Source organism: Brevibacillus humidisoli (assembly GCF_020923435.1).
GTDB classification, from domain to species: Bacteria; Bacillota; Bacilli; order Brevibacillales; family Brevibacillaceae; genus Brevibacillus_E; species Brevibacillus_E humidisoli.
The window spans coordinates 2,790,884-2,817,731 of the sequence record NZ_CP087263.1 but is presented as its reverse complement, the minus strand read 5'-3'; the positions used below and the strand labels follow the sequence as shown (position 1 = coordinate 2,817,731).

At 53.0% G+C, this 26,848-nt stretch carries 26 protein-coding genes and 1 pseudogene; 19 read left to right on the top strand and 8 right to left on the bottom strand.

The window, feature by feature from the left end; all coding sequences use genetic code 11:
- Positions 1-91: 91 nt before the first annotated feature.
- The 4 genes from LOK74_RS13910 to LOK74_RS13895 are packed head-to-tail and all read left to right on the top strand — an operon-like array spanning position 92 to position 3,183.
- Positions 92-649 carry an RNA polymerase sigma factor gene (locus LOK74_RS13910; RefSeq protein WP_230042631.1) on the top strand — a complete coding sequence of 186 codons (558 nt, stop codon included), beginning with the start codon at positions 92-94 and terminating at the stop codon, positions 647-649.
- Positions 613-1,167, top strand: coding sequence for an anti-sigma factor family protein (locus tag LOK74_RS13905; RefSeq protein ID WP_230042630.1), 555 nt, complete (start codon positions 613-615; stop codon positions 1,165-1,167). Before LOK74_RS13910 ends, LOK74_RS13905 begins: the two co-directional genes overlap by 37 nt.
- Positions 1,160-2,245, top strand: a complete 1,086-nt coding sequence (locus tag LOK74_RS13900; RefSeq protein ID WP_230042629.1) for a DUF6677 family protein — start codon at positions 1,160-1,162, stop codon at positions 2,243-2,245. The genes LOK74_RS13905 and LOK74_RS13900 overlap by 8 nt, the downstream gene beginning before the upstream one ends.
- Positions 2,242-3,183: a LiaF transmembrane domain-containing protein gene (locus tag LOK74_RS13895; RefSeq protein ID WP_230042628.1), complete on the top strand. Its 942-nt coding sequence runs from the start codon at positions 2,242-2,244 to the stop codon at positions 3,181-3,183. Before LOK74_RS13900 ends, LOK74_RS13895 begins: the two co-directional genes overlap by 4 nt.
- A gap of 109 nt (positions 3,184-3,292) precedes the next feature.
- Here LOK74_RS13895 and LOK74_RS13890 read toward each other — a convergent pair whose 3' ends face one another.
- Both LOK74_RS13890 and cudC read right to left on the bottom strand, forming a co-directional pair.
- Positions 3,293-4,999, bottom strand: a complete 1,707-nt coding sequence (locus tag LOK74_RS13890; protein ID WP_420908668.1) for a high affinity choline transporter 1 — start codon at positions 4,997-4,999, stop codon at positions 3,293-3,295.
- Between the two features lie 111 nt (positions 5,000-5,110).
- Entirely contained in the window at positions 5,111-5,665 is a 555-nt protein-coding gene (gene cudC, locus LOK74_RS13885) for a choline uptake/conversion transcriptional regulator CudC (protein WP_230042627.1), read from the bottom strand.
- 199 nt (positions 5,666-5,864) lie between these two features.
- Here cudC and betB point away from each other — a divergent pair, with 199 nt between their 5' ends.
- Positions 5,865-7,331, top strand: coding sequence for a betaine-aldehyde dehydrogenase (gene betB / locus LOK74_RS13880; RefSeq protein ID WP_230042626.1), 1,467 nt, complete (start codon positions 5,865-5,867; stop codon positions 7,329-7,331).
- A gap of 48 nt (positions 7,332-7,379) precedes the next feature.
- On the top strand, positions 7,380-8,582 hold the full coding sequence (locus LOK74_RS13875; protein WP_420908667.1) for a choline dehydrogenase: 1,203 nt from the start codon (positions 7,380-7,382) through the stop codon (positions 8,580-8,582).
- A gap of 56 nt (positions 8,583-8,638) precedes the next feature.
- Here the strand turns inward: LOK74_RS13875 and LOK74_RS13870 are convergent, their stop codons facing one another.
- The 3 genes from LOK74_RS13870 to LOK74_RS13860 all read right to left on the bottom strand — a co-directional run bounded on the left by LOK74_RS13870 (position 8,639) and on the right by LOK74_RS13860 (position 11,368).
- Complete coding sequence (locus LOK74_RS13870; protein ID WP_230042624.1) at positions 8,639-8,884, bottom strand: hypothetical protein; 246 nt, start codon at positions 8,882-8,884, stop codon at positions 8,639-8,641.
- A 388-nt stretch (positions 8,885-9,272) separates the two neighbouring features.
- Positions 9,273-10,205, bottom strand: coding sequence for an NAD-dependent epimerase/dehydratase family protein (locus tag LOK74_RS13865; RefSeq protein WP_230042623.1), 933 nt, complete (start codon positions 10,203-10,205; stop codon positions 9,273-9,275).
- The gene (locus LOK74_RS13860; protein WP_230042622.1) at positions 10,202-11,368 is read right to left on the bottom strand and encodes a glycosyltransferase; all 1,167 of its coding nucleotides are present in this window, start codon (positions 11,366-11,368) and stop codon (positions 10,202-10,204) included. The genes LOK74_RS13865 and LOK74_RS13860 overlap by 4 nt, the downstream gene beginning before the upstream one ends.
- A gap of 120 nt (positions 11,369-11,488) precedes the next feature.
- Here LOK74_RS13860 and LOK74_RS13855 point away from each other — a divergent pair, with 120 nt between their 5' ends.
- Entirely contained in the window at positions 11,489-12,856 is a 1,368-nt protein-coding gene (locus LOK74_RS13855; RefSeq protein ID WP_230042621.1) for a glycosyltransferase family 4 protein, read from the top strand.
- 103 nt (positions 12,857-12,959) lie between these two features.
- Here LOK74_RS13855 and LOK74_RS13850 read toward each other — a convergent pair whose 3' ends face one another.
- A complete protein-coding gene (locus LOK74_RS13850; protein WP_230042620.1) occupies positions 12,960-13,565 on the bottom strand; it encodes a DUF3298 and DUF4163 domain-containing protein in 606 nt (201 codons plus the stop codon).
- 254 nt (positions 13,566-13,819) lie between these two features.
- On the opposite strand from LOK74_RS13850, the gene LOK74_RS13845 reads away from it, so the two are divergent.
- The 12 genes and pseudogenes from LOK74_RS13845 (at position 13,820) to LOK74_RS13780 (ending at position 24,710) form a co-directional block, all read left to right on the top strand.
- A complete protein-coding gene (locus LOK74_RS13845) occupies positions 13,820-14,308 on the top strand; it encodes a DUF4330 domain-containing protein (RefSeq protein ID WP_230042619.1) in 489 nt (162 codons plus the stop codon).
- An 18-nt stretch (positions 14,309-14,326) separates the two neighbouring features.
- Entirely contained in the window at positions 14,327-14,818 is a 492-nt protein-coding gene (locus LOK74_RS13840; protein ID WP_230042618.1) for a DUF4330 family protein, read from the top strand.
- Complete coding sequence (locus LOK74_RS13835; protein WP_230042617.1) at positions 14,818-15,120, top strand: hypothetical protein; 303 nt, start codon at positions 14,818-14,820, stop codon at positions 15,118-15,120. The genes LOK74_RS13840 and LOK74_RS13835 overlap by 1 nt, the downstream gene beginning before the upstream one ends.
- A gap of 5 nt (positions 15,121-15,125) precedes the next feature.
- Entirely contained in the window at positions 15,126-16,463 is a 1,338-nt protein-coding gene (locus LOK74_RS13830; RefSeq protein WP_230042616.1) for an O-antigen ligase family protein, read from the top strand.
- Positions 16,450-17,505, top strand: coding sequence for a glycosyltransferase family 4 protein (locus LOK74_RS13825; protein ID WP_230042615.1), 1,056 nt, complete (start codon positions 16,450-16,452; stop codon positions 17,503-17,505). The genes LOK74_RS13830 and LOK74_RS13825 overlap by 14 nt, the downstream gene beginning before the upstream one ends.
- The gene (gene murJ, locus LOK74_RS13820) at positions 17,502-19,034 is read left to right on the top strand and encodes a murein biosynthesis integral membrane protein MurJ (protein WP_230042614.1); all 1,533 of its coding nucleotides are present in this window, start codon (positions 17,502-17,504) and stop codon (positions 19,032-19,034) included. The genes LOK74_RS13825 and murJ overlap by 4 nt, the downstream gene beginning before the upstream one ends.
- 146 nt (positions 19,035-19,180) lie before the next feature.
- The gene (locus tag LOK74_RS13815) at positions 19,181-20,821 is read left to right on the top strand and encodes a putative polysaccharide biosynthesis protein (RefSeq protein WP_230042613.1); all 1,641 of its coding nucleotides are present in this window, start codon (positions 19,181-19,183) and stop codon (positions 20,819-20,821) included.
- Positions 20,822-20,932: 111 nt separating this feature from the next.
- A pseudogene (locus LOK74_RS24385) lies at positions 20,933-22,058 on the top strand (GerAB/ArcD/ProY family transporter).
- 1 nt (position 22,059) lies between these two features.
- Positions 22,060-23,358 (top strand): spore germination protein, encoded by a 1,299-nt coding sequence (locus tag LOK74_RS13795; RefSeq protein ID WP_230042609.1) that lies wholly within the window; start codon positions 22,060-22,062, stop codon positions 23,356-23,358.
- Positions 23,359-23,850: 492 nt separating this feature from the next.
- Complete coding sequence (locus tag LOK74_RS13790; RefSeq protein ID WP_230042608.1) at positions 23,851-24,066, top strand: hypothetical protein; 216 nt, start codon at positions 23,851-23,853, stop codon at positions 24,064-24,066.
- Positions 24,063-24,509, top strand: coding sequence for a Ger(x)C family spore germination C-terminal domain-containing protein (locus LOK74_RS13785; RefSeq protein WP_230042607.1), 447 nt, complete (start codon positions 24,063-24,065; stop codon positions 24,507-24,509). Before LOK74_RS13790 ends, LOK74_RS13785 begins: the two co-directional genes overlap by 4 nt.
- A complete protein-coding gene (locus tag LOK74_RS13780) occupies positions 24,510-24,710 on the top strand; it encodes a hypothetical protein (RefSeq protein WP_230042606.1) in 201 nt (66 codons plus the stop codon).
- 115 nt (positions 24,711-24,825) lie between these two features.
- Here the strand turns inward: LOK74_RS13780 and LOK74_RS13775 are convergent, their stop codons facing one another.
- Positions 24,826-25,674, bottom strand: coding sequence for a class I SAM-dependent methyltransferase (locus LOK74_RS13775; RefSeq protein WP_230042605.1), 849 nt, complete (start codon positions 25,672-25,674; stop codon positions 24,826-24,828).
- A 29-nt stretch (positions 25,675-25,703) separates the two neighbouring features.
- Entirely contained in the window at positions 25,704-26,807 is a 1,104-nt protein-coding gene (csaB, locus tag LOK74_RS13770; protein WP_230042604.1) for a polysaccharide pyruvyl transferase CsaB, read from the bottom strand.
- Positions 26,808-26,848: the final 41 nt, after the last annotated feature.

Here is a 26,848-nt window from a genome sequence, read left to right as displayed (position 1 = left end):
AGTGCAGGGCGAAATCTCCTTTCATTCGTCATCTATAAAGAGAGCAGAAAGGAGGGGGAGGAAGATAGAAGATGAGCTGATCGTCCAGCAAGTGCTGGCGGGAGACGATGATGCGTTTCGCCTGCTGATTGACAGGTACCGCCCGCACCTCTACCGGATTGCTTATTCCATTCTCCGTCACGCCAAAGATGCGGAAGACGTCACCCAAGAAACGTTCGTACAAATCTACTATTCTCTCCCCCGCTACCAATCAAAAGGGTTGAAAGCGTGGATCAATCGCATTGTCGTCAACAAGGCGATCGATTGCAAACGAAAACGTCAGCGACAGCGGCTGGAATTGACGGATTCACCGGAGGAGGATGCCGTATCGCTGATCGCTGCCGATGCCAAAAGCAATGTAGAACTACTACTGCTGCAGAAAGAGCAGGAGGAAGCGCTGCGCAAACGTTTTAAAGAACTGCCTGCCAACTATCAGGATGTGATATATGCCTACTATTTCGAGCAAAAAACGTACAGCGAGATCGCAGCCGAACAAGGAATAGAGGTAAAGAGTGTGGAGTCCAAGCTCTACCGGGCTCGAAACTGGATACGTCGAAACTGGGGGGGAGAAGAATGGACAGGAGCCACTACCGCCAAACGGAATGGTTAGCCTATCTCCAGGGTGAGCTGACCTCAAAACGAGAGGAACAGTTGGAAAGACACCTGTATGCTTGTGACCAGTGTCTGGAGGTCTATCTCGCAGCACTTGAGCAGACAGCCCCTGTTGAGCTGGCGGCAAACGGATCGACAGACCGTGACGATCAACGATTCGCGGAGCAGGTGATGGCGGCCATCAAGCAGGGCAAGCAAGAAATGGCAGAAACGGTCGATCGAGAACGATCCGATCGAGAATTATCCGATCCGTCCCCTGCTGTGAAACCGAAGGTGACGTCAACCCATGATCGAGCGTTATACCGGCATCCACTGTTCCACTACGCGATTGCAGCAATGGCAACCATCTGTTTGATGACCGCCGGTATTTTCCAGGAAGTAGTAGCACGGGCATCGCAGTGGAACGATCGACCCGTGGTCGAAGAAGAACGTTTTTCCCAGCAATTGATGCAGAAAGCTGTGCTCCTGCTGGACTCCATTCATCTATCAGAAAAGAGAGGGGATTTACGTGAATAGACCAAGTGCACTCGTTGCTTTTTGGCTCGGTTTTATTCCTGGACTCGGTCATTTTTATTGGAACCGGGCGATTCGAGCCGTCCTTTATGCGCTTTGCTTTTTTGGCCCGCTCGCGCTCGGTTTTCTGCTTGCCGTTGTCACTTCAGATGACGATCCGTTGATCATTTGTCTGATCTCTATCCCGGTTTGGATGATCAGCATCCTGGATCTGTTGGTCACCCTGCTGCGCCATCCGGCAGCACAGCATCTCCAATCGGATCCTACAGAAACAGGCAGCGGCAAAAGGGAGCCGGTCGATTCCAACGAACGGTTTTTTACGATCATATTGTCCTTCATTCCCGGCTTGGGCCATTTCCAACTGGGGCTGATGAACCGAGGGATTGCTTTTCTCGCCGCTTTCTTTGGCGCTGTAATCATGATTGGCTTTGTCATCGTGTTGACGGGAAATGAAGGGTTTTTCGTTTTCCTGGGCGTTCTGCCGATTATTTGGCTGTACAGCATGTTTGATGCGATCCAGCTGTTGAACCGCAAACAACGGGGGGAACAGCTGGTTGACCGTTCCATTTTTGAAGAACTGGAAGAAAGCCGTGAAACAGGCAGGCGAAGCAGGATTTTGGCGACTTTGCTGGCTGTCTTCCCTGGAGCCGGTCACATGTATCTCGGATTGCAGCGACGGGGCCTGCAGTTGATGGCTGCTTTCTTGTTCACGATCTATGTGCTGGATCTGCTGTACCTCTCGTTCTTTTTATTTTTGATCCCGTTGATCTGGTTTTTCAGCTTCTTTGATGCGCTGCAGCAGATTTCCCGCGAAGGCAAGGGAGAGTTGCGGGACGAGCCGATTGTCGACTGGCTGGCCAATCACCAGAAGTGGTTGGGCGTTGGTTTGCTGGCTCTTGGGGCCTTTTATCTGTTTGATCAGGTCGTGCTGCGTGTCATCGAGGAACTATTGCCAACATGGAACATCTCCTACTGGTTTCACCGCTATTTTCAGACGACGGTGGTTTCCATCCTGCTGATCGGCGGTGGTCTCAAACTGGTTTGGGGTACGAGACGAAGCAGTGGGGAGGATTCAGAATGAAACAGTGGCGCGTAGGTACGGTTTCCATGGGCGTTTCCATGATCTGCTTGGGAGTGGTTCTCTTTTTGACCCAAGTAAAAGGAGTAGAGCTGCTCAACTCCTTGCTATCCTGGTGGCCAATCATTGTCATTTTGCTCGGTTTGGAGATCCTGCTGTACAGTATCTTCGCCAGGAAAGAAAACCTGGCAATCAAATACGATGTAGTCAGCATCTTGCTGGTAGGGTTCCTCGGAACGGTCTGTATCGGGATGACGCTGTTGACCTCATTTGGGCTTGTCGCCGAAGTACGCCACGCTCTCTCGGCGGTGGAACGGACGTATCCGCTTCCTTCGTTTTCCCAGCAGCTGCCGCCGGAAGTGGAACGGATTGTTGTCCAAGCGCAGGGGCTGCCCATCACACTGGATAGCGGCGATGATCGTCAGGTACGGATCTTTGGCAGCTACCGCACAACCACGATTGGCGATGGCGAGTCAGCAGAATGGCAGGCAGCTGATTTTTCTTCGATTGAGACGGTCGGCCATACGATGTATGTGACGCTTCACCAACTGCCGGAGAAGCACGGGTTGTACAGCTACTCTCCACGGACAGAGATTACCCTGGTTCTGCCGCAGCAGGTACCGGTAGAGGTGCGGGGAGACGATCACGACATCCAACTCAATCTGAGCGCGTTGAGCAGTAATTGGACAGTAAAAAACGCCGCTCACGTAGCGATCAGCCTACCGAAGAGCGGCGACCTCAAACTGTTGACGGTGACGGAGCAGCCGCCGCAACAGACAGATGCTAAGTGGAGAACAATGGGCAGGACGGAGTCGCCACTGTCAGACGGACAGGAGGGGGAATCCATGGAGAAGATGTACAAGGGGGAACTCATCCTGGGTGAGGGAACGCATGAACTGCGTGTGGTCAACTCTTTTGAGGTAACAGTCAACACCTTATAGAACTATAGATAAGGAGCAGCAAATGATGCAAAACGCAAAACGCTTCGGTTTTCACGGGTGAAGCCATGTGACATCACCCGGAACCGAAGCGTTTTGCTTTACGCTGTCCCTATGCTGTTGGATCGATCTGCTGCTGCCGTGCCTTTTCTTTCTGCAGATTACGCAATGGCATCGGCGGACAAATGTTGCGGGTCAGATAGGAAACTATGAAGATGGTAATCAAGCCGGATACCATCGCCAAGGTCCGGAACGGAAACAGGACCACGCCGTCTTCGATCATCGGATAAGGAATCATCACAGGGATCCCCAGTATCGGTTCACCGCCACCGATCCGTAGGACCAGCGAAACGATAAACCCGGCAATGGCACCGTATTTGTTGGCACCTTTGTAAAACAGGGCGGTCGTCAATTGCGGAAAGAGGATGCAATAGACCAGATCGGCGCAAAGATACCAGAGCGCATAGATGCTTTTTACATTTAAGGCGATCAACGTTGCCGATACGCCGATGAGAATGATGATCCGTTTCATCACTTTTTGCAATTGTTCACCGCTGGCTTTTGGCCGGATCAGCGGACGATAGATGTTCCATGCTGCCATCGAGGAAGCAGACAGAATGGAAGAGTCAATCGAGGACATGACGGCGGCTGCGAGAGCTCCCAATCCAATCGCAGACACAATCTCGGGAGTCAGGTATTGGAATACATAAGGCAGCACCATCGAAGCGTTTTCAGGAGTGGAAGCTCCCACGGAGGACCAATCGACACTGTATCCGATCATACCGATCAATACAGCAGGAATGGCAGCTACAATGCAGAGTACCCCGGCAATAATCGATAACCACATGGCTGTTTTTTCATCTTTCGCAGAGAGGACACGCTGGAAATAGACCTGCCATGGAATTCCGCCAAAGATCAGCAGCAGAGCGTAATCCCACCAATTCCAGTAGTAATTACCCCAGTCAGGATCTGTCCAGCCCATTAACGGAGGGAACAGGTTGGCATAACTGCCCATGCCATCTTGAAATGCAGTGACAGTACTCTCCAGTCCGCCAACTTTTGCAAAGGCAAATGGCAACACGAGGAATAGACCGACAAACACGATCAGAAGCTGCAATACATCTGTAAAGGCGACTGACCACATTCCGCCAACAACCGTATAAGCGATGGCAATGGCCGCGGATAGAATGATGGATACTTGAAAGTCTAATCCCAGCAGGGTTCCGAATAAGGTTCCCAACGCTACCAGGATCGCGCCGCTCCAGAACAGTTCACCCAATAACGCAGGGATGTAGAGAATTCCGGCCATTCTTTTTCCATAGCGAGCCTCCAAAGGATCCAGCATGGTTAAGAACTCATAACGGCGCATGATTCGCGCATAGAAGATTCCGCCAATAATCAAGCTGAGTGCATATCCCCACGGTGCTTGCGCCCACACCAATCCCGAAGAGTAGGTGGACTCTGCTGTGCCGGAGATATAACCGCCACCAACCCATGTGGCCGTCATGGTAAAGATGGCTACCCATAATGGAATTGCTCTTCCAGCCACCATCATATCGCCGATGGTATTCCTTCCTTTCTTTCCGGCAGCGATGGCTCCAATGTAATACACGGCTGCGTAAAAGACCAGCATGGAGAGTAAGCCTCCCCAATGTACATCGCTCCCGGAAAAAAGGACATAGCCCGTTACGATTCCAAAAAAGAGCAGCAGCCCCAAAATGGTAGATACAAGCGGAGAGCCCAAAGCAAAGTTCCCATTGTCACGATTGCGTACCAGTGTCTCGTCATTGTGTTTGGAAGTTTTATTAAAACTTTCCATTCCTTCACATCATCCCTTCTTGGTTTCAATAATAGTCGGAATAATCAGTAAATTATTGGAAGGATTACCCCCTTCCCGCTAAATATTGTATATCAAGCCCAATTAACGAGGTTAATTGGGCGGATTTTCTTCGAGCAAACGGAAGATTTCTTTGTTTTCAAAGGATGCGATCAACTTTTCAAGCCATTGATAGTATTTTTTGGACCAGTCCAGCAATTCCATGTCTGCTTTGGCTTTCTTGTAGATGCCTACCGGTGCGCTGGGATCGTCCAAGATCATCTTTAGCTTCTCTTCCGCTTTTTTGATCGCTTCCATGTTCACCTCGATCTCCCTGTTCCATTTTTTGCAGAAAAAGGAGATGAAGGATTTGAAAAAATCTTTTTCAGCGGAATAAAGATCTTTTCGCACTCCTTTTTGCCAAACTTTATGCACCATGTCGATCTGCTGCAAAGCACGAATCGAGGTGCTCATGCTGGGTTTGCTCATCCCCATCTTGGAGCTCATCTGATCCAGGGTCAGCGGCTCATCTGTGAAGTACATCACCCCGTACAGCCTGCCGATCGAAGGGGTAACCCCGTACAAATCCATGGTTTCGGAAATGGCGTCAATCACCAGTTCCTCAGCTTCCGCCAAAATGTTTTCGTGCTTTTTTTCGGGTTCCTCCACTTTTCATCCCTTCCATCCACGTGATTTGTTAAATTTGTTTTGAATTCTTTTTCATAATACCAGAAAGATCTGCATTGTCAAATTTAAGAGTCGGCATTTTTCAACGCATTTGACAGATAGACGGATCGGATGATACGATTTAGTAAATTCAATTTGTTAATAATTTATTTAACAAAAAACAAATTTTGGTGGTGATGAGATGAAGAAAATGTATATAAACGGGAAGTGGGTAAAAGCCCGTTCCGGTGATATACGGGAGATTATCAACCCGTATAATCAGGAGGTGATCGCACAGGTTGCCGAGGGAGGAGAGCAAGACGCCAAAGCGGCCATTCAAGCAGCCAGAGATGCTTTTGACAAAGGCGAGTGGCGACAATGGAATGCCACTCAGCGTGCAGATCTCCTGTACCAGGTTGCAGAAAAAATCAAACAGTATCAGCGGGAGCTGGCAGAACTGGAAACCTTGAATACTGGAAAAACCGTAGTTGAAAGTGAAGCCGATATGGAAGGGATTGCTGCGGTCTTTCAGTACTATGCCGGTCTGGCCGACAAAGATGGGGGGGTCGTCATCCAATCTCCCAATCCGGATACGAGAAGTTGTCTCGTGCGGGAACCGGTAGGGGTGTGCGGACAAATCACACCATGGAATTACCCGCTGTTGCAGGCATCCTGGAAGCTGGCGCCTGCATTGGCAGCCGGGAACACCGTCGTGCTGAAACCAAGCGAGATTACGCCGCTCACGACGATCCGCATCGCCGAAATCTTTGAGGAAGTGGGATTTCCTCCTGGGGTTGTCAATATCGTCTTAGGTCCCGGGGCCACAGTAGGGGCTGAGTTGGCTGAAAACCATGATGTGGATCTGATCTCGTTTACGGGCGGCGGCGTCACGGGGCGAAAAATCATGCAGGCAGCGGCTGGCAACTTCAAAAAGCTGTCGCTTGAACTAGGCGGCAAGAATCCCAACATTGTGTTTGCTGATGCCGATTTTGACACAGCCGTCGACTATGCCTTGAATGCTGTCTTTTTCCATGCTGGGCAGGTCTGCTCGGCAGGTGCCAGACTGCTGGTAGAGGAATCGATCCATGATTCGTTTGTGGAGGCAGTGGTGGAAAAAGCGAAGCAGATTCGCATGGGCAGTGGATTTGATGAAAAGACGCAGATGGGGCCTGTCATGTCCAAGGAACATCTAGCCAAGATTGAAGGCTACATTCGACTGGGGATAGAAGAAGGGGCGAGATTGGTCTTGGGCGGTAAACGACCGGATGATCCTGAATTGCAGAACGGATTCTTTATCGAGCCGACGATATTCACCAACTGCCGGACGCACATGCGGATTGTGCAGGAAGAGGTGTTCGGCCCTGTGCTGACGGTGGAAACCTTTCAAACCGAAGAGGAAGCGATTCGCTTGGCCAACGATAGCCTCTACGGTCTGGCGGGAGCAGTCTGGACGCAAGAGATGAATCGGGCTCAAAGAGTGGCCAGCGAGCTGCGAATGGGTACTGTTTGGATTAATGATTACCACCCGTACTTCCCGCAGGCTCCATGGGGAGGATACAAGCAATCCGGGATCGGTCGGGAGTTGGGATTGATCGGGTTGGAAGAGTACACGGAGACGAAGCACGTATACCAAAACATCAATCCGCAGCCGATGAAATGGTTTGATTGAGCCATAGATAGCTGAGCCATAAACAGGATGAGAGAGGAGAAATGAATGATGAACATGCGTTTTGAACGGATGGAGAGATTAAAAGGATTTGAGATGCCGACGGTTGTCAAGCATGGGATCGGTGTGATCCAGTATGCAGGGGAAGAAGTGAAACAGCTTGGCGTGACCAAGGTACTGTTGGTGACCGATCCGGGCGTGAAAAAAGTAGGCCTGATCGATCCGGTGGCAGAAAGCCTGATAGCAGCCGGCATGGAAGTCGTCCTCTTTGACAAGGTAGAACCCAACCCATCGATCAACGTAGTCGCTGAAGGAACAGCTCTTTATCAAGCAGAAGGCTGCGATGGACTGGTTGCGGTCGGCGGCGGCAGCTCGATGGACACGGCCAAAGCGATCGGGGTAGAGGTGGTCCACGGTGAGCCGGTCTTGAACTATGAAGCGGCGGAAGGCAAAAAACCGCTGGAAAAACGGATTCCACCGTTGACGACGATTCCGACGACAGCCGGGACAGGAAGTGAAGTGACACAGTGGGCGGTCATCACCGACCCGCAGCGCCAGTTTAAGTTTAATACGGGAGGGCCGCTGATTGCCGCTCACCTGACGATCATCGATCCGAAGATGCATGTCTCGATGCCTCCTCACATTACTGCAGCGACAGGTATCGATGCCTTGTCCCATGCGATTGAATGCTACACCTGCCACTATGCACAGCCGATCACAGATGCCGTCGCTCTGCTTGCGATTGAGTATGTAGCCAAGTACCTGCGTCGAGCGGTGGCCAACGGGCATGACATCGAAGCGCGGTACGGGATGGCGCAAGCTGCGATGCTGGCCGGCCTTTCCTATGGAAGCGAATCTGCAGGTGCGGCACATGCGATGGCCCAGACCTTGGGCGGCATCATTCCGGTTGCTCACGGTCCATGCGTAGCCGCGATGCTCGGTCCGGTGATGGAATACAACTGGATGGGCGAGCCTGAAAAATTTGCGCGGATCGCACAAGCGATGGGTGTCAATACGCATGGGATGAGCCTGGAAGAAGCAGCCAAGGCCGCAGTCAAAGCGGTTTATGAATTGGTAGAAGATGTGGGAATTCCGACCCTGGATGAACAGGGAGTACCGGCCGATATGATCCCTCGCCTGGCACAGGAAGCGATGAACGATCCGCAAACCGTCGGCAACCCACGGGATATGAGTGTCAAAGGCTATGAATGGATCTATCGCCGCTGCTACAACCTGGAGCCGTCCACGTTGTAGAACGGTTAAAAAGAAAATCACATGCGTAATGCAGCCAACTTTGTCAGTTGGCTGCATTAGTCTGTAGGTAAAGGGGAGCGGCGCGGGGAGAGTGGCTCTTTTCCTCCAGTCGCTCCGTTGCCAACCTGCAGGGAAGCGGGGACTGTCCGCTGCGCCAATCCGAAGCGGGCGGTCGCAAAAGGAGTACAGCTACGAAGTATCGCAGGGTTGCGCCCGAAAGCCCCCGCTTGCGTATTGGCTCCGCTAGGCTGGTTGGCAAAAGTCGCTCCTTCCGGAAAAGAGCGACTCTCCTCCTGGACCAAGGCTTTGTCTCCCACGCTAATGCAGCCAACTTGGCAAGTTGGCTGCATTTTTTTAACGAAATGGATAAGTGATGGCATAGGTAGGAGACCAAGATTCCCGACGTTCTCGGCTAATGCCAACGTTGCGAGGCGAAAGAGAAAAACAGATGAGCGAAAGCCTTGTCAGTGCCCACAGAGTCGGAGCGGAAACAAAGCGGTACACGCTTGGCGGCCGACTGCTTCCCTGAGATGCATTCGCCCCTTGAGGGCTTTTGGCCGCCGTACCGTTTTGTTGGAGCGGAGACGGTCATCCCGGCTTCCCCGCGGCTCTGGCACGAGCGGAGCGAATCTGTTTTTCTCTTTCGCCCTCCACTTATGCTCGTCCAAAGCAAAGAACCGTCAGGGGACTTCACTTTTCCCCTGGGGGTTTTTCCAATTCGTACCCTTCCCACGTGGCAGCAAGCCCTTGGCGAAGCGTATAGCGCGGCTCCCACGCAAGCTGTTGCTTCATTTTTTCATTGGACAGACAACTGTGCCGGATATCGCCGGGACGCGGCGGTCCGTACTCGCGGGCTACTCGGGTCCGGGCAACCTGCTCCAGTTCATCGATCAGTTGATTGATTGAGGTAGGCAATCCGGTACTGAGATTAAGCACCTGGTTGTCGGCCTTGTCGAAAGCTCTGATCATCGCATCGGTTACATCACCGACGAAGATGAAATCGCGGGTTTGCTCGCCGTCTCCGTTGATCGTAAGCGTTTTGCCATAACGAATCAGTTCCGTAAAGATCGCCACCACTCCGCCATCCGATTTGGCCAGCTGTCGCGGTCCGTACACGTTGGCAAAGCGAAAGGCTGTGTAAGCTATGCCGTACAGATGATGATACGCTGCAAGGTACCCTTCGCCAGCGTATTTGCTGACCGCGTAGGGAGACAGCAGATGGCCGGCCATCTCCTCGACGATCGGCACGCTGGCGGGCTCACCGTAGACAGCTGCGGTAGAAGCGTAGATCACTTTGCGAACCTGCTGCTGTCGGGCTGCTTCCAACAATCCAATCAATCCCTGGATATTGATTTGGGCGTCTAATGCAGGATCGCGTACCGAGACCGGGACGACACTTTGTGCCGCCAGATGGACGATGATCTCCGGCTTCTCCTCTTTGATTACATCGCGCAGGCGCTCATCACAGATGTCGAGGTTGTAATAGATCGCATCAGCAGGGACATACTGCCGCAGGCCGCTGCTTTCGTTGTCGACGACGATTGTCCGATGCCCTGCTGCAAGCAGCTTTTCAACAAGATGGGAGCCGATAAAACCGGCTCCCCCTGTAACCAGTACATTCATGGATTCACGCTCCTGTCCGGCTTCTTTTTGGCCAGCGAGTGGTAGAGATCGACGGTCTGTGCCGTCATCTGTTCAATCGTATACGACTGCAGCAGTTTGCGGAACGCTGCTGCTGACAGGCGGGCGCGAAGGGCGGGATCCTCAGCGAAGCGCAGCATCGCCTGGGCCAATTCGCTGACCGATGCGGATGGAACCAAAAGACCTGTCTCTTCGTCATCAACAAACTCTTTGATGCCCCCAACCGCCGTGGCTACCACCGGCACCTCCGAGGCGACCGCCTCCAGGATCGTGTAGGCCAAGCCCTCATGAAGTGATGACATCACAAACGTATCAAAGGCATGCAGGCAGGCAGGGATATCATTGCGGAAACCGGTGAACACCACCTGGTCGCCCACGCCAAGTCGCTGTGCTGTCTCTTCCAACAGTTGACGCTCTGGCCCGTCACCGACCATCACCAGATGGCAGGGAGCAGGGGCGAGCCGTTTGGCGGTTTCGGCAAACGCTTCAATCATATAGGTCAACCCTTTAACCGGGACAAAACGGGCGACCGTGCCATAGACCAGGGTATCGGGCGGCAGGCCCCATTCACTCAGCAACCGGGCCCGGTCGGTGTCGCGCTGCTCCGTTTGGCGAAATGGCGCAATCTGAATTCCGTTGTAGATCAAACTGATCTTCTCGTCCTGTATGCCTTCTTTATGTAAAATGTTCCGAATCGCGGCGCTAACCGCGATGTAGTAATCATTAAGCGGGCGAGTCGCCTTTTCCAGGATCGAGACGATCAGGAAGGCGAGCGGATGGACATAGTCATAACGCAGGTAGCTGTGGACCGTGGTCAGGATGGCCGGCACCTTGCGGATGGAGGCCAGCCGTGCAAAAAGGTTGGCTTTTACCCCGTGCGAATGGACAATGTCCGGCTGGTACTTGCGGATCACCTGGGAGAGTCCGCCCAGCAGCCGCACGTCAAAACGTCCGTATTGGCTCAGCGCAACCACAGGAATCCCTGCCTCACGCAGTTTGCCGGCAAAGACGGAATCATAGAAACAGACCACCTGGGCCTCAATTTCGTCTCCGGGAACGGACGATAGAAGGTTGAGAATATGCTGTTCGGCTCCTCCAAATTCTCCTCCGCCGATCACGTGGAGGACGCGCGTTTTGTTGTTCATTTGATCCACCGAACCTTTCCAACAAACCATTTTCACTATAGCAGATGGTCAGGGGATTCGCAATAAAGTGAGACTTGTGGTATGGTAATAGCGGTTATTTTACTGGATGAGGAAGATACGATGACGAGAAACAAACATGTGCTGATGATCGCATACGCTTTTCCGCCGATTGGCGGCGGCGGAGTGCCAAGACCGCTGAAGATGGCTAAGTATCTGGGCGAGTTTGGCTGGAACGTCCACGTATTGACGGTCGATCCCAGTTATCATGCGACGCTGGATCGCTCCCTGCTTGCTGAAGTTCCGGAACAGGTGAAGATTTATCGGGCCAAAGAGATCCCGCTGCTGCCCAAACCGGCGCCAGCGCAGGCGACGGACGCCGGGAGGCCATCTGGCAGCCATCCGTCCTTGACTGAACGGATCAAACAGCAGGTGGTCTCTGTATTAAAGAAAGCAAAGCCTTACCTGCTAATACCCGACGAAAACATACTCTGGTACCCTGCCGCGGTCAGACTGGGGCGGGAGATCATGCGCCGAGAGAAAATCGATGTGATCTTCTCCACTTCCGGCCCCGCTACCGACCATCTCGTCGCGCTGAAACTGGCGGAGTCGTTTCCTTGTAAGTGGATCGTCGATTTCCGCGACCCCTGGACACAGAACATGCACCGCTCCGGGATTCTCTGGCGCGAGCGGCTGGAAGAGCGGATGGAAGCCCGGGTGATGGAGCGTGCCGATGCGCTGACAACGGTGACCGCTACCTTTGCGGAGAACTTTCGCCAAAAGTATGGATCGCTGATCAAGCGGTTGGAGTTGATCTACAACGGGTTTGACCGCGCTGACTTTGCCCATTTGGGGGAGGTGCCGAGAACTGACGAGAAGTTCAGGGCGGTCTATGCCGGAATCTTCTATCAGAAGCGAAATCCCCGGCTCCTGTTGGAAGCGGTCAAAGAATTGATCGACGAAGGACGGGTTCAGCGCGACGAGATCCTGCTGTCGTTTGCCGGTGTGTTTGATTATCCCGGTTATTCGGACAACGTCGACTGTGTGAAACGTCTGGGGTTGAGCGACGTCGTAGAAGTATTGGGCAATCTGCCGCACAAAGAGGCGCTCGGCCTGATGAAGAGCGCCGATACGCTGCTGCTGGTCAGCGATGTATCCCCAGACGCAGGCGCCTATATTCCTGGCAAGCTGTATGAATATATGGGCGTCGGCAAGCCGATTTTGGCGCTCAACATGCCGGGAGAAGCGACAGAGATTATCGAGCGCTTTGGACTGGGGCAGGTGGCTGATCCTACGGACAAGGCCGCGATCAAACAGGCCTATTTGCAGCTATATGAAGCATGGCGGCGTGAGCGGCAGTCGTCAGCCAGCATCACGGATATCCGTCTGCCGGCTGACGATATGGCTGAGCGAGTCAAGCCTTATGAACGACGGGAGCAGGCGAGGCAGTTGGCCCGATTGATGGATGAATTGATTGAGGCTCAGGACTAGGGATTCCTGTGTTCACAATGAGCAGGTTGCTTCAGCAGTTGGTGTGACCCATCCATGCACAGAAAAAAGACTGTTGCTGGCATGTCGTGGCAACAGTCTTCTTTTACGCCCGCATTAGCCTGGCGATCGGTCCGCCGGGGTTGACGATGTCGCGGAACAGCGTGTAGGGCATGGCAAATAGAGGGAACCCGTAAGCATACGGGGTGTACTCATAGAGTTGAAAGTAGATGACAAGGGCATGTTGCGTCAGGTAGAACGGCTGATCGCTGCCTATTCCGCGAAAAGGGGCAATCAGCGGGATGTTTTGGGCCTCGATCTGCCGTCTGATATAGGCATCGATCCGTCTCTTCCAGTCGCTGCCGGGCAGGAACAGGTCAGCCAACTGATAGATTCTTCCAGTCCGCAAGCTAAAGGTGAGCGATCGTTTGTACTGCATGCCGTGGGCGCCTCCGGAATAGCTGTCCGTATCAAACACCACGCTTAGTACGCCCCTCCGATTGACGGGAAGCATGTACGTACCGGTTAGATACTGCAGCCCTGGGACGTTCTGCTGGCGAATCATGGAGAGGACAAGCTGCTGGATGGCTGCGTTGATGCGCCGTTCTACAGCGCTAGCAGGCAGCCCTGCGACCCGCGGATAGCGAAAGGTGATCGGTGGCCTCCTGATGACCTGTTCGGTGATGCTGGCGACAAGTCCGTTATATCTCAATGGACCACGCTCCTTTTTCTCTATGCTATGATTGGCGGACCGTCGATTCTACACCCATTCTCCCTTTTGTCGGGGGTTCGGGTGGAGAAGTTGCATATTTAGACGTGATTTGTCAGCATCAGACAAAAAGGGTGATTTTTCTTTCGAGATTTGTCCTTTGGCTGGATTTTCTTTCGGCTACAGATATGGTATGGTAAACAAGTGAGTTTTTCGGAAATGTTGGTAAATGAACCGTTCTTAAAGGAGGAAACAAGATGCGCCTGATTGACAACCAAGGCCGACTCTTCGGAAAAGTAAACCTAATCGATTTTCTGCTGATTCTCGTTGTCTTGGGGGCGGTGGCGTTTGGCGCCTATAAAATGACCCAGGGGGAAGTGGTGATCAATGCCCCTGAGAAAAACGTATCCGTACAATTTTATGGAAATGCGCTGTATCCGTTTGTAATTGAGAATATAAAGGAAGGCGACACGATTCGCTCACTCGATACCAACGACGTCATCGGCAAGATTGTAGACATTCAGGTCAACGATGCCATCAACCTTGTTTCCACCGCTGACGGACGAACCGTAATCAGCAAGATTCCCGACAAGTTCAGCGTCTACATTACGGTAGAGGGGAAAGCCAGCCTGGTCAACAACATTCCGCATGCCGGCAATACACCGCTATTGGCTGGGCACGAACTAAAGATCAAAGGGACAAGCTTTACGATGTTTAGCGTCATCTCCAAGGTGCAACAAAAGTAACGAGAGGGTGAAGAGCCCATGCAAAAGTCGATCCGGATTCGACCTGCCCGGTTGGTTCTGATTATTTTGTTGGTTATCGTGCTCGGTTGGGTGACAGGGGAAAAATTGGCAATTCGCTCCGAGTTGGGAGAAGGCCCTCGTCAAACGCTCATCACCGTCTCGGCGGAGGGTGTGGAGAAGTTCATCGCTGATGCCGTACTCGTCGGTGATCACGTCTTTAAAAAAAATGACATCAATCAATTGTTCGGCAAGATCGTCGATGTTGAGGCCAAACCGGCCAAGATGCCTGCAGTCGATCAGGCTACTGGTAGGACCAAGATCGGCACAGCACCTGAACATTACGACGTGTTTGTCACGATTGAAGCAACCACGTCCCGTTCGCCGTACGGCAATGTCCTGATCCACAACGGTGTCGTCGAACTAAACCAATACCTTCCTCTATGGACCAATCACGCTTCGATCAAAACGCGGGTTATTGGGATTGAGGACAAGAAGGAGGGGAACGGCTGATGATCGAATGGATTGAGCAAGTCATTCGCACATCCTGGCAGCAGCGGCTGCAGGCATTGCTGGCCGCCCATCCGTATTGGGCATTTGTCAGTATTGTCGCCTTTGTCACCACCTTGATACACATGATCGTTCAGTTGATGTTTGAGGGATATATCTTCTCCCTTTTGTTTACCATTGGCTCCGTCGTAGCGGGCAGTATCCTGTTCGTGGTGAAGTATTACAACAAGCAGGGATGGTTGACCGGCAGTTGGCCCGTCCGCATCTGTATCGAACTATGGAACCATGATGAAGACGAGGAGTAAAGGGTATGTATAACTGGAAAATCGTTTTACCCGCCCTGCTGTTGATTGCCTTTGGGGTTGTCCAGGGGAAAGTGGAGTTTACGATGGAGCTTACCCTGTACGCTGCCTTTTATCTCGCAGGGATATATAAAAAGGAATATGCCTTGTACCTGTTCGCCCTTTCGTTTCCCTTCATGACCTACCGTCCGCTGATGTTCTTCCTGCTGGTGCTGATTTTTTTGCTCCTGCTGGATGGAGTGGATAAGCAGCGGTTGAAGCAGGTACTGACCAGCAAAGTGTTTTTCGCCTCCGCCTTCTTCATCCTAGCGGTCGGAATCACTGCGGTTACGTCAGTGAATCTGCGGGAAAGTCTCGGGGAATACGTGCTGTACTACATCCCCAGTCTGATCTTGCTGGTGGTGATGATGCTGATGATCGGATCGAAGCAGGTGCTGTATCGCTTCCTGCTTTGTTTTGTCATCTCCGGTGCATTGATCTCTGTGTACGGATTGGCGCAGTATTTCCTGTTGGACTCGATGCCAGGCAAGTGGGTGGACCGGGAAACCAACCCGCTGTTGGATAAACGGGTGTATGCCACATTCGGCAACCCTAACATTTTTTCTCAGTTTTTGCTGTTGGTCATGCCATTGGCGTTTGTGCTGATCTACTATGTGCGTGACTTTAAGCAGAAATGTCTGGTCGCTGTGCTGTTTGGATTGACAGCACTGGCGCTGCTGCTCACCTTTTCGCGAGGGGCCTGGCTGGCAGCGGCTATTGCGTTCGTGCTGATCCTGCTCAAGATCGACCGGAAACTGATCCTGACCGGTATGCTTCTCTTGGTCGTTGCCGTTTTGTTTGATCTGATCCCGGATGTGATCAAGCAGCGGATCGCATCGATCGCCGATCCGTTTGAGGATACCTCCGGCCAGTGGCGACTGCAGGCATGGTTGTCTGCTCTAGCCATTATCCGCGACTATTGGGTCACAGGGATCGGCATGGACACGACAACCTTTAACCGAGTCTATGTCGACTATCAGATGCCGCAGGTAAACGTGTTCCACTTTCATAATATCTGGATTCAGTCGTTCGTTACCGGCGGGATTTTGGGAATCGGCTCACTCCTATTCCTGTTTTATCAATTAGTGAAGACTAGCTTTGCGGTGGCGGCCAACCGGCTGCAAAAACGCCTTTCCATCTGGGGGATCGGATTGTTTGCCAGTTTGATCGGGCTGGCAGCCGCCGGCATGACCGAGGATGTGTTCCACGATTACCGGGTGATGATGGCGTTTTGGCTGATCGCTGCCGCAATTGGCGCGATTGAGATCATTCTGCGACAGGAGCGTCGGGAGAATGAAACAGCGTAAACTGGCTCAGGTGGGTGTCTACCCGCCGCCGGTAGGGGGGATATCCGTTCACATCCAACGCCTCTGTCGGGCTTTGGACGCGCGGGGTATCCCCGTTACCATCTATGACAACACAACGGGTGAAAAAGATCGGGACGTGAAGTATACCGGCAAGATTGAAACATGGGCGCTCCGCTATCTGTTTGGCTGCCGGGAAGATGTGATTCACGTCCATTTTCTGCGCTGGCAGGTGAGACTGCTGCTATCCTTATTGGCACTGCGCGGCAAACGGGTGATCTTCACCGTCCACAACATGCGCGGCGAAGAGCAGCCGCTCTCCTGGATAAAGCGGTTGATCGTGAAGGTGACCAGCCGACTGGCATACCGCTTTATTGTGGTCAATCCAGAGTTTGTGGACCGGCTGGCGGCCTGTGGAGTTGATCCTGAGAAGATCGTCTTCATCCCACCGTTCATTCATGGACAGCAGGATGAGATTCCCATCTCCCCTGAGGTAGCGTCGTTTCTGGCCAGTTCGGATACCAAGCTGCTGTTGGCCAATGGTGCAGTCGGCACCTACCACAAGGGTGTCGACTTGTACGGAATCGATCTGATCGTCGATCTGGCAGAGCGGCTCGCCGGGATGCGTCGCGATGTGCGGATCATTTACTGCGTGACCCATGTCGCCGATCCAGTATACTACGAAAAGCTGCAGCAGCAAGTATCGGAACGCGGACTGACAGAAGTGTTTTGTTTTTTGCATGCACCGCCGGAGTATCAAACGCTGCTAAAGCGCTCAGCGGTCTTTTTGCGGCCGACAAACAGTGACAGCTACGGCATTTCCGTGTACGAGGCCCTGCATTCGGGCGTACCGGTGGTGGCCAGCGATGCTGACATTCGACCGCCGCAGACGGTATTGTTTGCCGATCGCGACCTTGACGATTTTCTGGCCAAGACCGTTTCCGTGCTCGACGGCGAACGTGCTCTCCACGAGCAGGGAGACCCGGTTCCTGACTATGCCGAGCAGATTATCGCCTTATATGGCCTTGCGGAGAGAGCGCGATGAGCCGATTCCAACAAATTGTTGCGATGGTGTTCGTTCTCTCCCTGCTTGGTCGCGTCCTCGGGTTTGTCCGTAATCTGTTTGTATCTTCCACCTATGGGACGAGTATCGAGGCGAGCGCCTACTACGCTGCCGTCGTCATACCGATGACGCTCTGGATTATCTTTCCGACGGTGGTGAACTCTCTCTACATCCCGACGATGAAGGGATTGATGACTGCTGGAGAGGAACAGCGGGGCCATGATCTGTACAGCAAGCTGTTCACGTTGACGATTCTCATCGGAGGCGGCGTCAGCCTGTTTGGATGGCTGTTGAACGGTCCGGTCACCAACCTGCTGGTACCGGGTTTCTCCGCAGCAGGGCAGCAGTTGGTTGCGACACAGTTGGGCTGGATGTGGCCGTCGGTTCTGTTTATCGCGCTGCTCAGCCTCTGGTCCAGTTTGCTTAATGCCCGTGATCGCTTCTTTGCCTCGTCGCTCAGTACAGTGGTCAATGCCGCGGTGACGATTCTCTGCTTTTACCTGCTTGTCCCGATGCTAGGATCAACGGGATTGGCGATCGCGACTACGATCGGTTTTGCTTTGGCGGCGGCGACGCTTCTTCCTTCCGTTCTTTCCATGGGAATGCCGTTTCGCCTCAACTTCCGCTGGCGCGGCGATCCGCTCTTGCACAGCATGGGAGAACGCTTTATTCCGATCCTATTCGCGCTCATCCTAGGACAAATCACGGTCTTCTTTGAAAAAATGATCGGTTCCGGATTAGGGGAAGCGAAAATTTCTGCTCTCGCCTATGCGATGACGATCGTGCAGCTGCCGATGATGGTGGTCGGGGCAGCTACCGTTCCCTTGTTCCCACTGCTCTCAGAATATGTAAAGCAGCAAAATCTGCAGGAGATGAACCGCGTGCTCACCTTGGGGCTGCGCTACCTGCTGGTCCTGCTGGTACCGATCAGCGTTGGCTTCTTTCTGTTGGGCAAACCGCTGATTGAGATGCTGTATCAGAATAACAACTTTGGCCCGGAGGATACTGCGCTTACCTACTGGGCGCTGATCTTCTACGGGATCGGACTGTTCGCGATTGCTGCCCGCGACTTGTTTACCCGCGCTTTTTATGCTCTGGAAAACACGCGCACTCCGGTGATATTCGCCGCAGTCAACGTAGCATTGTTCATCTCGCTAGGCTTGCTGTTGGTTCCCTGGCTGGACCACGGCGGGATTGCCTTGGCCATGTCCCTGTCGGCGTTTCTCAACATTGCCCTGCTCGCCGTGGCGTTAAGACGTCGGGTCGGCCCGTTTCTATCATCCGATCTGTTCAAGACAGCCGGCAAGACGACGATGGCTGTCTTGGTGATGACGGCGGCAGTGATGCTGCTGAAATATCTTGTACCTCTGCCGTATGCGTGGCTTCGGTTTTTCCTGTATACGGGCTCTGGTGCCCTCGTCTACGCATGTATACTGTATCTGGTGAAAGAACCACTGCTGGCGGAAATCTTGGGCAAAGTCTGGAAGAAAGCGGCGAGGCGAGGCCAGTAACAGGTGTTCTCTATTGGGAATGCCTGTTTGTCGATTGATTCGGACGTGCGTGATATGACTTCTTGCCCTTGTCTAACGGCATCGTTTACGGTAGTATGATTAGGATTATCTGCAGTTCATACCGGTTATTCCAAAGGAGCACATACATGTTTGCAAAAAGTCACTTTCTCAGCGGTGCGCTGATTCTGGCTTTGGCCGGTGTCTTGTCCAAAGTGATCGGCATGTTCTACCGCATTCCACTGCAGGAGATTGTCGGCAATAACGGGCTCGGTCTGTATCAAGAGGTATATCCGCTTTATCTAACCTTTCTCATCCTGGCTACGGCCGGTGTGCCCGTAGCGCTGTCGCGCATGATTGCCGAAGCGCTGGCCGAAGGTCGTCCTGAATTGGTAAACCAGATCCTGGCCCGCAGCATGCTGATGATGGGCGTGATCGGACTGCTGCTGTTTGTACTGCTCTATCTCAGTTCGCCGCTGATCGCGATCCTGATGGGCAATCCTCACTTGACGCAGCCGATCCGAGCGATTTCGTCATCGCTCTTGTTTGTTCCGTTGATTGCGGTGCTGCGCGGTTTTTTCTACGGTCATCAAAAGATGCTTTACGTCGGCGTCTCTCAAGTGGTGGAGCAGACCCTGCGTGTGGCTTTCATTTTATGTTTTTCTCTCTATCTGGTATCGCTGGGCAAAGACACCGACACGGTGATCACCGGGGTAAACATCGGAACGATGCTGAGCACCGTCCTGAGCCTCGCTGTGCTGCTGTTATTTCTCTGGCTGCAAAGCCGCAAGCAAAAAGGCCAACGGGTGAAATATGAATGGCGCAGCCTGCAATGGTGGGGAGATCGCCAGTTTTATCTGACGATGTGGCGCATCTCCTGGCCGATCTGTGTCAGTGCGCTGGTTATCCCGATCTTTAGCCTGGTCGACTCCTTCTTTGCGATTAATATCTTCCGCTATATCTGGCACGTGGATGGCTGGACGGCAGACAGCTGGTTCGGCATTTACAGCAGAGGGGGACCGCTGCTGCAGTTGGCCAGTTTGTTTGGCTCCTCGATCGCGCTGTCAATCGTGCCGGCGATTGCGGAAGCGCGACGGCAAGGTGATGAAGAGCGGGTCACGATGTTGATCCGGCTTTCTTATCGATTCGCCTGGTTGATTGGTCTCCCCGCTGGTCTGGGCATTACGGCTGTGGCAGAGGGAGCCAATCTAGCCCTGTACGGAGATGCGGAGGGGACGCGAGCGATGGCGATCCTGGGGGTAAGCGCTGTTCCCTTGTCACTGCTTTTGGCAACGAACGGCATTCTGCAAGGATTAGGGAGAGAGAAACAGCCGGCTATTCACCTCGCCTGGGGAGTCGCGATAAAAGCAGTTGCCACGATTGTGTTCACCTCCTGGATGGGAATAGACGGATTAGCGCTGTCCTGGCTGCTCTCCACTGCGGTTGTCTGCTACCTCAATCACCGCGTGCTCAGCCGACTGGTGACGGTGGAATTGAAATGGCGGTTAGACATGGTGCTGCCGTTGGTTACGGCCAATGTCATGTTGCTGCTGGCTTGGGGTACGACGGAGACGGTTTCCTTTCTGCTGGCATCTGCTCCACTCAGCCCTCGGCTGTTAGGAGCTCTAGAGACGACTGCCGGTATCGCCATCGGCGCATCTATCTACCTGGGATTGTTGTTGGCCATACCGCTGATCGAGCGGAGAGAGCTAGAGTGGATACCGGGCGGTGCTCGACTGCAGCAGTGGCTGGATACAATCGAAAAACGGACAATTGGATTGCGTCGGTAACGTTTCGATGCAACCACCGATGGACAAGCTCCTGTTCGCAGAACGGGAGCGCTTTTTTTCACATAGGGATGTCAATGGAGGTAATACTAAGAAAAACTGGGGGGTACAGGTATGAGACTCCTCTCCGTTTATCAAACCTGGAGCTTGATCCTGCTTTTCCAGATCGGCAGTAATGTGGTCTTTGGTTTTGCGGCAGTGGCGAAGCAGGACGCTTGGATTGCTGCAGGGCTGAGTGGTGTGCTGGGTATGCTGCTGCTCTACCTGTACAGCAAGCTCTACGAATGGCATCCCACAGCGAATTGGGGTGGCTTAGTGACACATGTATTTGGAAAATGGCGGGAGGAGCTCTCTCCCTGGTTTACATCGTGATCATGCTTTACGTCGCTGGGCGGGTATTGCGGGATTTTGGCGAATTGATCGACTCTTTTCTGCTGCCTAAGACACCGACAGGCTTTTCCATGTTTGTTTTTTTACTACTTGTAGGCTATGCCTGTTTTGCTGGCATTGAGCGGATGGCCCGGCTAGGGGAGATGTTCATTCCGTTGGTCCTCTTGCTGCTCGTTTTGCAGGTGATCTTTTTGTCATATCGGATGTAATGGAATTCCGCTGGTTGTATCCGGTAGCAGCTGATTGGAGCAGGATCGCTGCAACGATATTTCCTCTTGGGGTAACCGTTCCGTATGGTGAGACAACCGCCTTTGCGATGTTTTGGCATCTGACTGTTCAACCCCGGGGATTTCGACGGGCCGCACTATGGGCGAGTGGACTGTTTACCCTGATCATCACGGTATTGGATTTGCTAGGCGTGGCAACATTAGGAGCGGAAATCTTTTCGCGAGCGATTTATCCATTGCTGTCTACGTTTCAGATGACAGCTGTCAGCCAGTTTGTGGACAATGTAGACCCGTTGATTGTGATCAACTACATGATCGTCGGCATTTTTAAAGTTCTCATCTTCACTTATGCAGCTTGTGCCGGGATTGCCACACAATGGAAGCTAAGCAACTACCGGGCTGTAATTCTGCCGGTCTGTCTGCTCGTCTGTCTGCTTGCCACCTATATGGCACCTAATCTTTCCAGTCATATTTTTACGGGTCTCAAGTGGGTTCCATGGGTCATGTGGGTTCCATGGGTCATGTGGGTTCCATTGTTTCTCGTCATTCCGCTGTTGCTTTTCCTGGGACTTGGGGTGAAACGGGTGCTCGGTTCAAACAAACCGAACGAAAAGGAAGGGTAGTATGCAACAGAGATCAGAGCATGTAGATTTGCGAAGCTTGGATCGGTTTATGCAAGATGTCAGGTTGCGACTGATCGACAATCCTGATCTCGTCCTTCGATTTTTTGGCTCCTATCTGGTCATCTATATCGCTGGTTTAGTGGACCTGCACCGCCTGCAGGAAGAGGTGATCGGGCCGCTCCGCATCGAACCGGACGATCATTCCGTACATGCGGCCAACCTGCGGGATACGGCTAAAATGGACGAGGTGGTTCAAGCACTTTTGACAGGGAACGTCGTGATTGGTCGAGAGGGAGATGAACGAGTACTGCTGGCGCATCTCACCTCCATACCGGAGCGCAGCGTCGAAGAGCCGCAGACGGAAGCGGTGATTCGCGGTCCTCGCGAGGGGTTTACAGAGCGGCTAGAGACCAATATGGCGCTGATTCGATATCGATTGCCCAGTGAACGATTGCGGGTCAAGCAATGGTTTATCGGTCGGTTGACTCGTACAGAAGTAAGGCTGCTCTATCTGGACGGGATCACAGAGCCAGGGCTGGTTGAAGAAATCTCGCGAAGAATCGCAGCCATTGACCAGGACGTTGCCCTCGATAGCAACTACATTGAGGAGATGATTCGCGATCATCGCTACAATTTGTTGCCGACAGTTCAATCTACCGAACGACCTGATGTAGTGGCAGGAGCTCTCTCAGAAGGACGCATCGGCATCTTAGTGGACAATTCACCTCAGGCATTGATTATGCCTTTTCAATTCTGGAGCGGTTTTCAGGCGAGTGAAGATTACTACAGCAGCTACTTGTTTGCCACTTTTGTACGAACCGTTCGCGCTATCTTTATCTTTATTGCGTTGTTGCTGCCGTCGTTTTATGTTGCCATCACCACATTTCACCAAGACATGCTGCCGACAAGCCTGCTGTTTTCCGTTGCTGCCTCACGCGAAGCAACCCCTTTTCCGGCACTGGTGGAGGCGTTGATGATGGAGTTTACCTTTGAAGCCCTGCGGGAAGCCGGGTTGCGTCTGCCGCCACCGGTTGGGGAGGCGGTCAGCATTGTGGGAGCGTTGGTCATCGGGCAGGCAGCGGTCGAGGCAGGTATCGTCTCGGCACCCATGGTAATCGTCGTTTCCCTAACCGGGATTGCATCATTTACCATTCCTCGCTACAATGTCGGTTTTGCCCTGCGAATCCTTCGCTTTCCATTGATCTTGCTGGCGGGAACATTGGGGTTGTTTGGGATTATGTTCGGCATCATCGCGTTGGCCATCAACCTGACAGGGGTTTACTCGGCTGGTGTGCCTTAGATTGCTCCGATTGCTCCCGAACGTCTATCCGGCTGGAAGGATATGCTGGTACGGATGCCATTGTGGCGGATGAAGAAGCAGACCCTATCCCAGCCTGGCCGCACCAGGCCGACCGATCCGGGTGAATATGACTTGTATCGCCTGGTTCATGATAGACGAAAGAAACAAGCCGCACCTCGTGGAGGGGATAGCCGTGAGCGGTCGGAATAAATGTCTCATCAGTCTGTGTATTTCCCTGCTCTGCCTCCCCCTTGCCGGATGCTGGGATCGTCGGGAGATCAACGAGGTCGCTTTTGTGATGGTTAGCACGTTTGACACAGGAGAAGAACCTGGAACGTATCAGGGGAAAGTCAGAATCGCAATTCCTACTCAGGCGGGAGGAGTCCAAGCTGGAATGAGTGGGGCACAACAGCAGAACCCGGCGATGATCGTGGCTGCAAGGGGGAAAAATCTGCCCCGACCGATGCACTGCTGGAGATGCTGCGGCGTGAGATGGCCCCACCCACACTATTGCGTGACGTCTTGCTGTCGTCATCAAGTATAGGTTCGCAGCCGATCACTGCTGCCTTTACGATGAAAGGAAGTAATCCCAGCCACTTTGCACTAAACGCGATCGCCCTGTTTCGAGGTGACAAGCTGGTCGGGTACGCGGAAGGCAATTCCGCGATCATGTTAAACAGTTTGCTGGGAAAGAGCCGTTTGGTGTGATCAAAGTTCATCTCCCTGATGTGAAAGGGGAGTTGTCGATCGAATTGGAAGAACTGCGTCCCAAGGAACACGTAAGCATTCAAAACGACAAACCAGTCTTCCGGTTCACTGTTAAGGCAAAAGGCAGGGTGATGGAAAACACCACAAACCTGGATTTAAGCAATCCCCGTATTATTTCAGATGTGACGGATGCATTTGCCAAAACCATCAAACAGGAATACGAGAGGTTGCTTAAAAAATTACAGAAAACCTGCAAGACGGATAGTGCTTCCATGGGGGCCATGATATACCGCTCCCATCCCGCGTATTGGCGAAAAATCGAAGCGGATTGGCCCGACATGTTTACCCGTCAGGAGATTCAGTGGACAGTAGATGCCCGCATTTCATCAATTGGAGTAGCGGGTCCGCCCATGTCGCTGCCGGAGGGCGAGGTGAAAAAGTAGATGCTGGGAAGCTTGCTGCTGTTTACCTGTACGATTCTCCTCGCTGCACTCCATCAGTATCGCTATTGGACCAAGCAGGGGAGAAAGCGCGAGGCGCAGGTGTTCCTGCTGTGGATGGGGGTTGCCTGGGGGTGCGGCATGCTGTTTTTAGCTGGTATTACGCTGCCTAGTCCAACCCGACCGCCGTTTGGATCGCAATGAACGACGCAAGGCACGCTCTTCGGTCATCCGATTGCTTTGGATAACAGAAGGAAACAGCTGCGAGTCCAAGCCTCGCAGCTGTTCTTCGTTCCACCTGAGATGGTCGAGCGTTTTCTTATGTTTTTTGATAGACACAGACAACCATCTTGACGAAATACTCGCGCAGTCCGGGGAGCTTGGCCAGAGCGGCCAACTGAGGGCGAAGCGGAACCTCGCGCTCATAGACGGCAGGATGAGCGACCCCTTGCTGGATGCGACGAAAGCGGGCGATCGTCATTTTGTTGATATAGGAGAAATACTCCTCACCCTGATCCTTGCGGCTGATGCGGAACGAGATTCGCTCCGGTCCATCGGGCAGCGGTTCCACCAAACGTTTGTAAGATTCGATCAACGTTTTTTCTGAGAATAGCGAATGCACCCAAGGAATGCCGATCGCGTCGGACAGGTGTGCCCCGTAGGGATGGAAGTAGGGTGGAAAGTTGATGTAGAGATGGCCGCCTGGCTTCAGTACGCGGAAGCACTCCTCCAGTGTTGCTTCCGGATTGTCGACGTGTTCCATCGCGTCATTCATGATGATCGTGTCAAAGCTGTTGTCGTCGAACGGCATCGCCGAAGCGTCGGCCGTGAGGAAGCGGGCCACATCAGCAAGTCCTTTCTCCCGGGCAAAGGCATTGCCTTCTTCTGCATAATGAGGTACGATATCGATCCCGACGATCTCCTGCGGCCCAAAGGTTGCGTAATAGCATGTCTTCCCGCCGCCGCCGCAGCCGATGTCGAGCACTGTTTTTCCTGCAAACATCTGCTGTTGTGAATGATAAGGCAGGAAAAACTGGATCGTCTGATCTCCTTTTTGAAACTGCCATTCGGTATAGGTCATCTTGCCGTCATTGGCCAGATTAAAAGGATGGACAGGCAGTGGGAATAACTTGTTTATTGCAAGCAATAGAGACGAAGCCAACGACAAGGTCATATCCTCCTTCGATCCGTGACGGATTACCGAGATTGGGCCAGTGCTTGAAGCACCAGTTTGCTGCTTTTCAACGCCTCCTCGGCTAGCAGGCGGGAGTGATGGGCTACGATGCCGCGTTCCCGCTCCAGATTGACAAGTCGATCGGCAAGCAGCGGAAGCAGCGTCTCTGATGTTAAATCTCGGATATGTCCCGCAACCGGCATCCCCGCTCGTTCGACGAAGCGGTCGATCTTGGGATCATACGAGATCCCGGTAAACGGGATGTTCAGCACGCAGGCCAGGATCAGCGAATGGAGCCGCATCCCGACAACGTAGTCGCACTGCTTGAGCACACTCATGATCTCGTGAAACGAAACCGGTTGTTCCAATAGCTTGGCCCCCGGCTGACGCATCAATGACATGATCTGCCGAGAAGGGGTCAGGTCGCTCGGATAATGCATCGGGACAAACAGAACATTCCAGCCCTGCTCTATGTAAAAATCAGCGGCCTGGGCGATGATCTGCTTAAATGCCTCCTCTTGCTTCCAATCCCGGACAGAGAAGGCGACAAGCGGTTTGCTGTGGTCGCTGTACAGGTTTTTGAGCAGTTGTTTTCCCTGTTCTTCCTCGATGTCTGCCGGGTGGATGGTGAGCGCGGGATCAGCGGTTACAAAAACCGGTGCCTTGGTCACGCCGCAAGCTTTAAAATCTTCACCTGATTCAAAATCCCGAACGGTGATCACGTCGACCCGATTCACCACCTGCTTGATGAGAAACCGGCTTGTCCGATGCAGAATCGGGCCGAATCCCTGTGCGTAAAACACGACCGGTTTTCCCAGCAGCTTGGCAATACTGACGATGCCGAGGTAGTAAAGTACACTGCGAGGACTAGTTACATCCTGCATGAGTGTGCCGCCGCCCATCACCAGCAGGTCGCACCGTTTCAATTCCCGCAGGATGGTGGCAAGACGCCAACGATTGTGAGCCGGAATTCCGAACAACGACGTCGTGCGCTCAGGCTGGTTGGACAGCACGGATAGGGAGATATGAGGTTGTTCCCGTCTGAGCCCGGTAATGATCCCGTACAGTACGACATCGTCCCCGGCATTGTTAAAGCCGTAATATCCGGAGATGAGAATTCGCGGCATGAGAGAACCTTCTTTCTGTAGAAAACATGCACAAAAAGGGC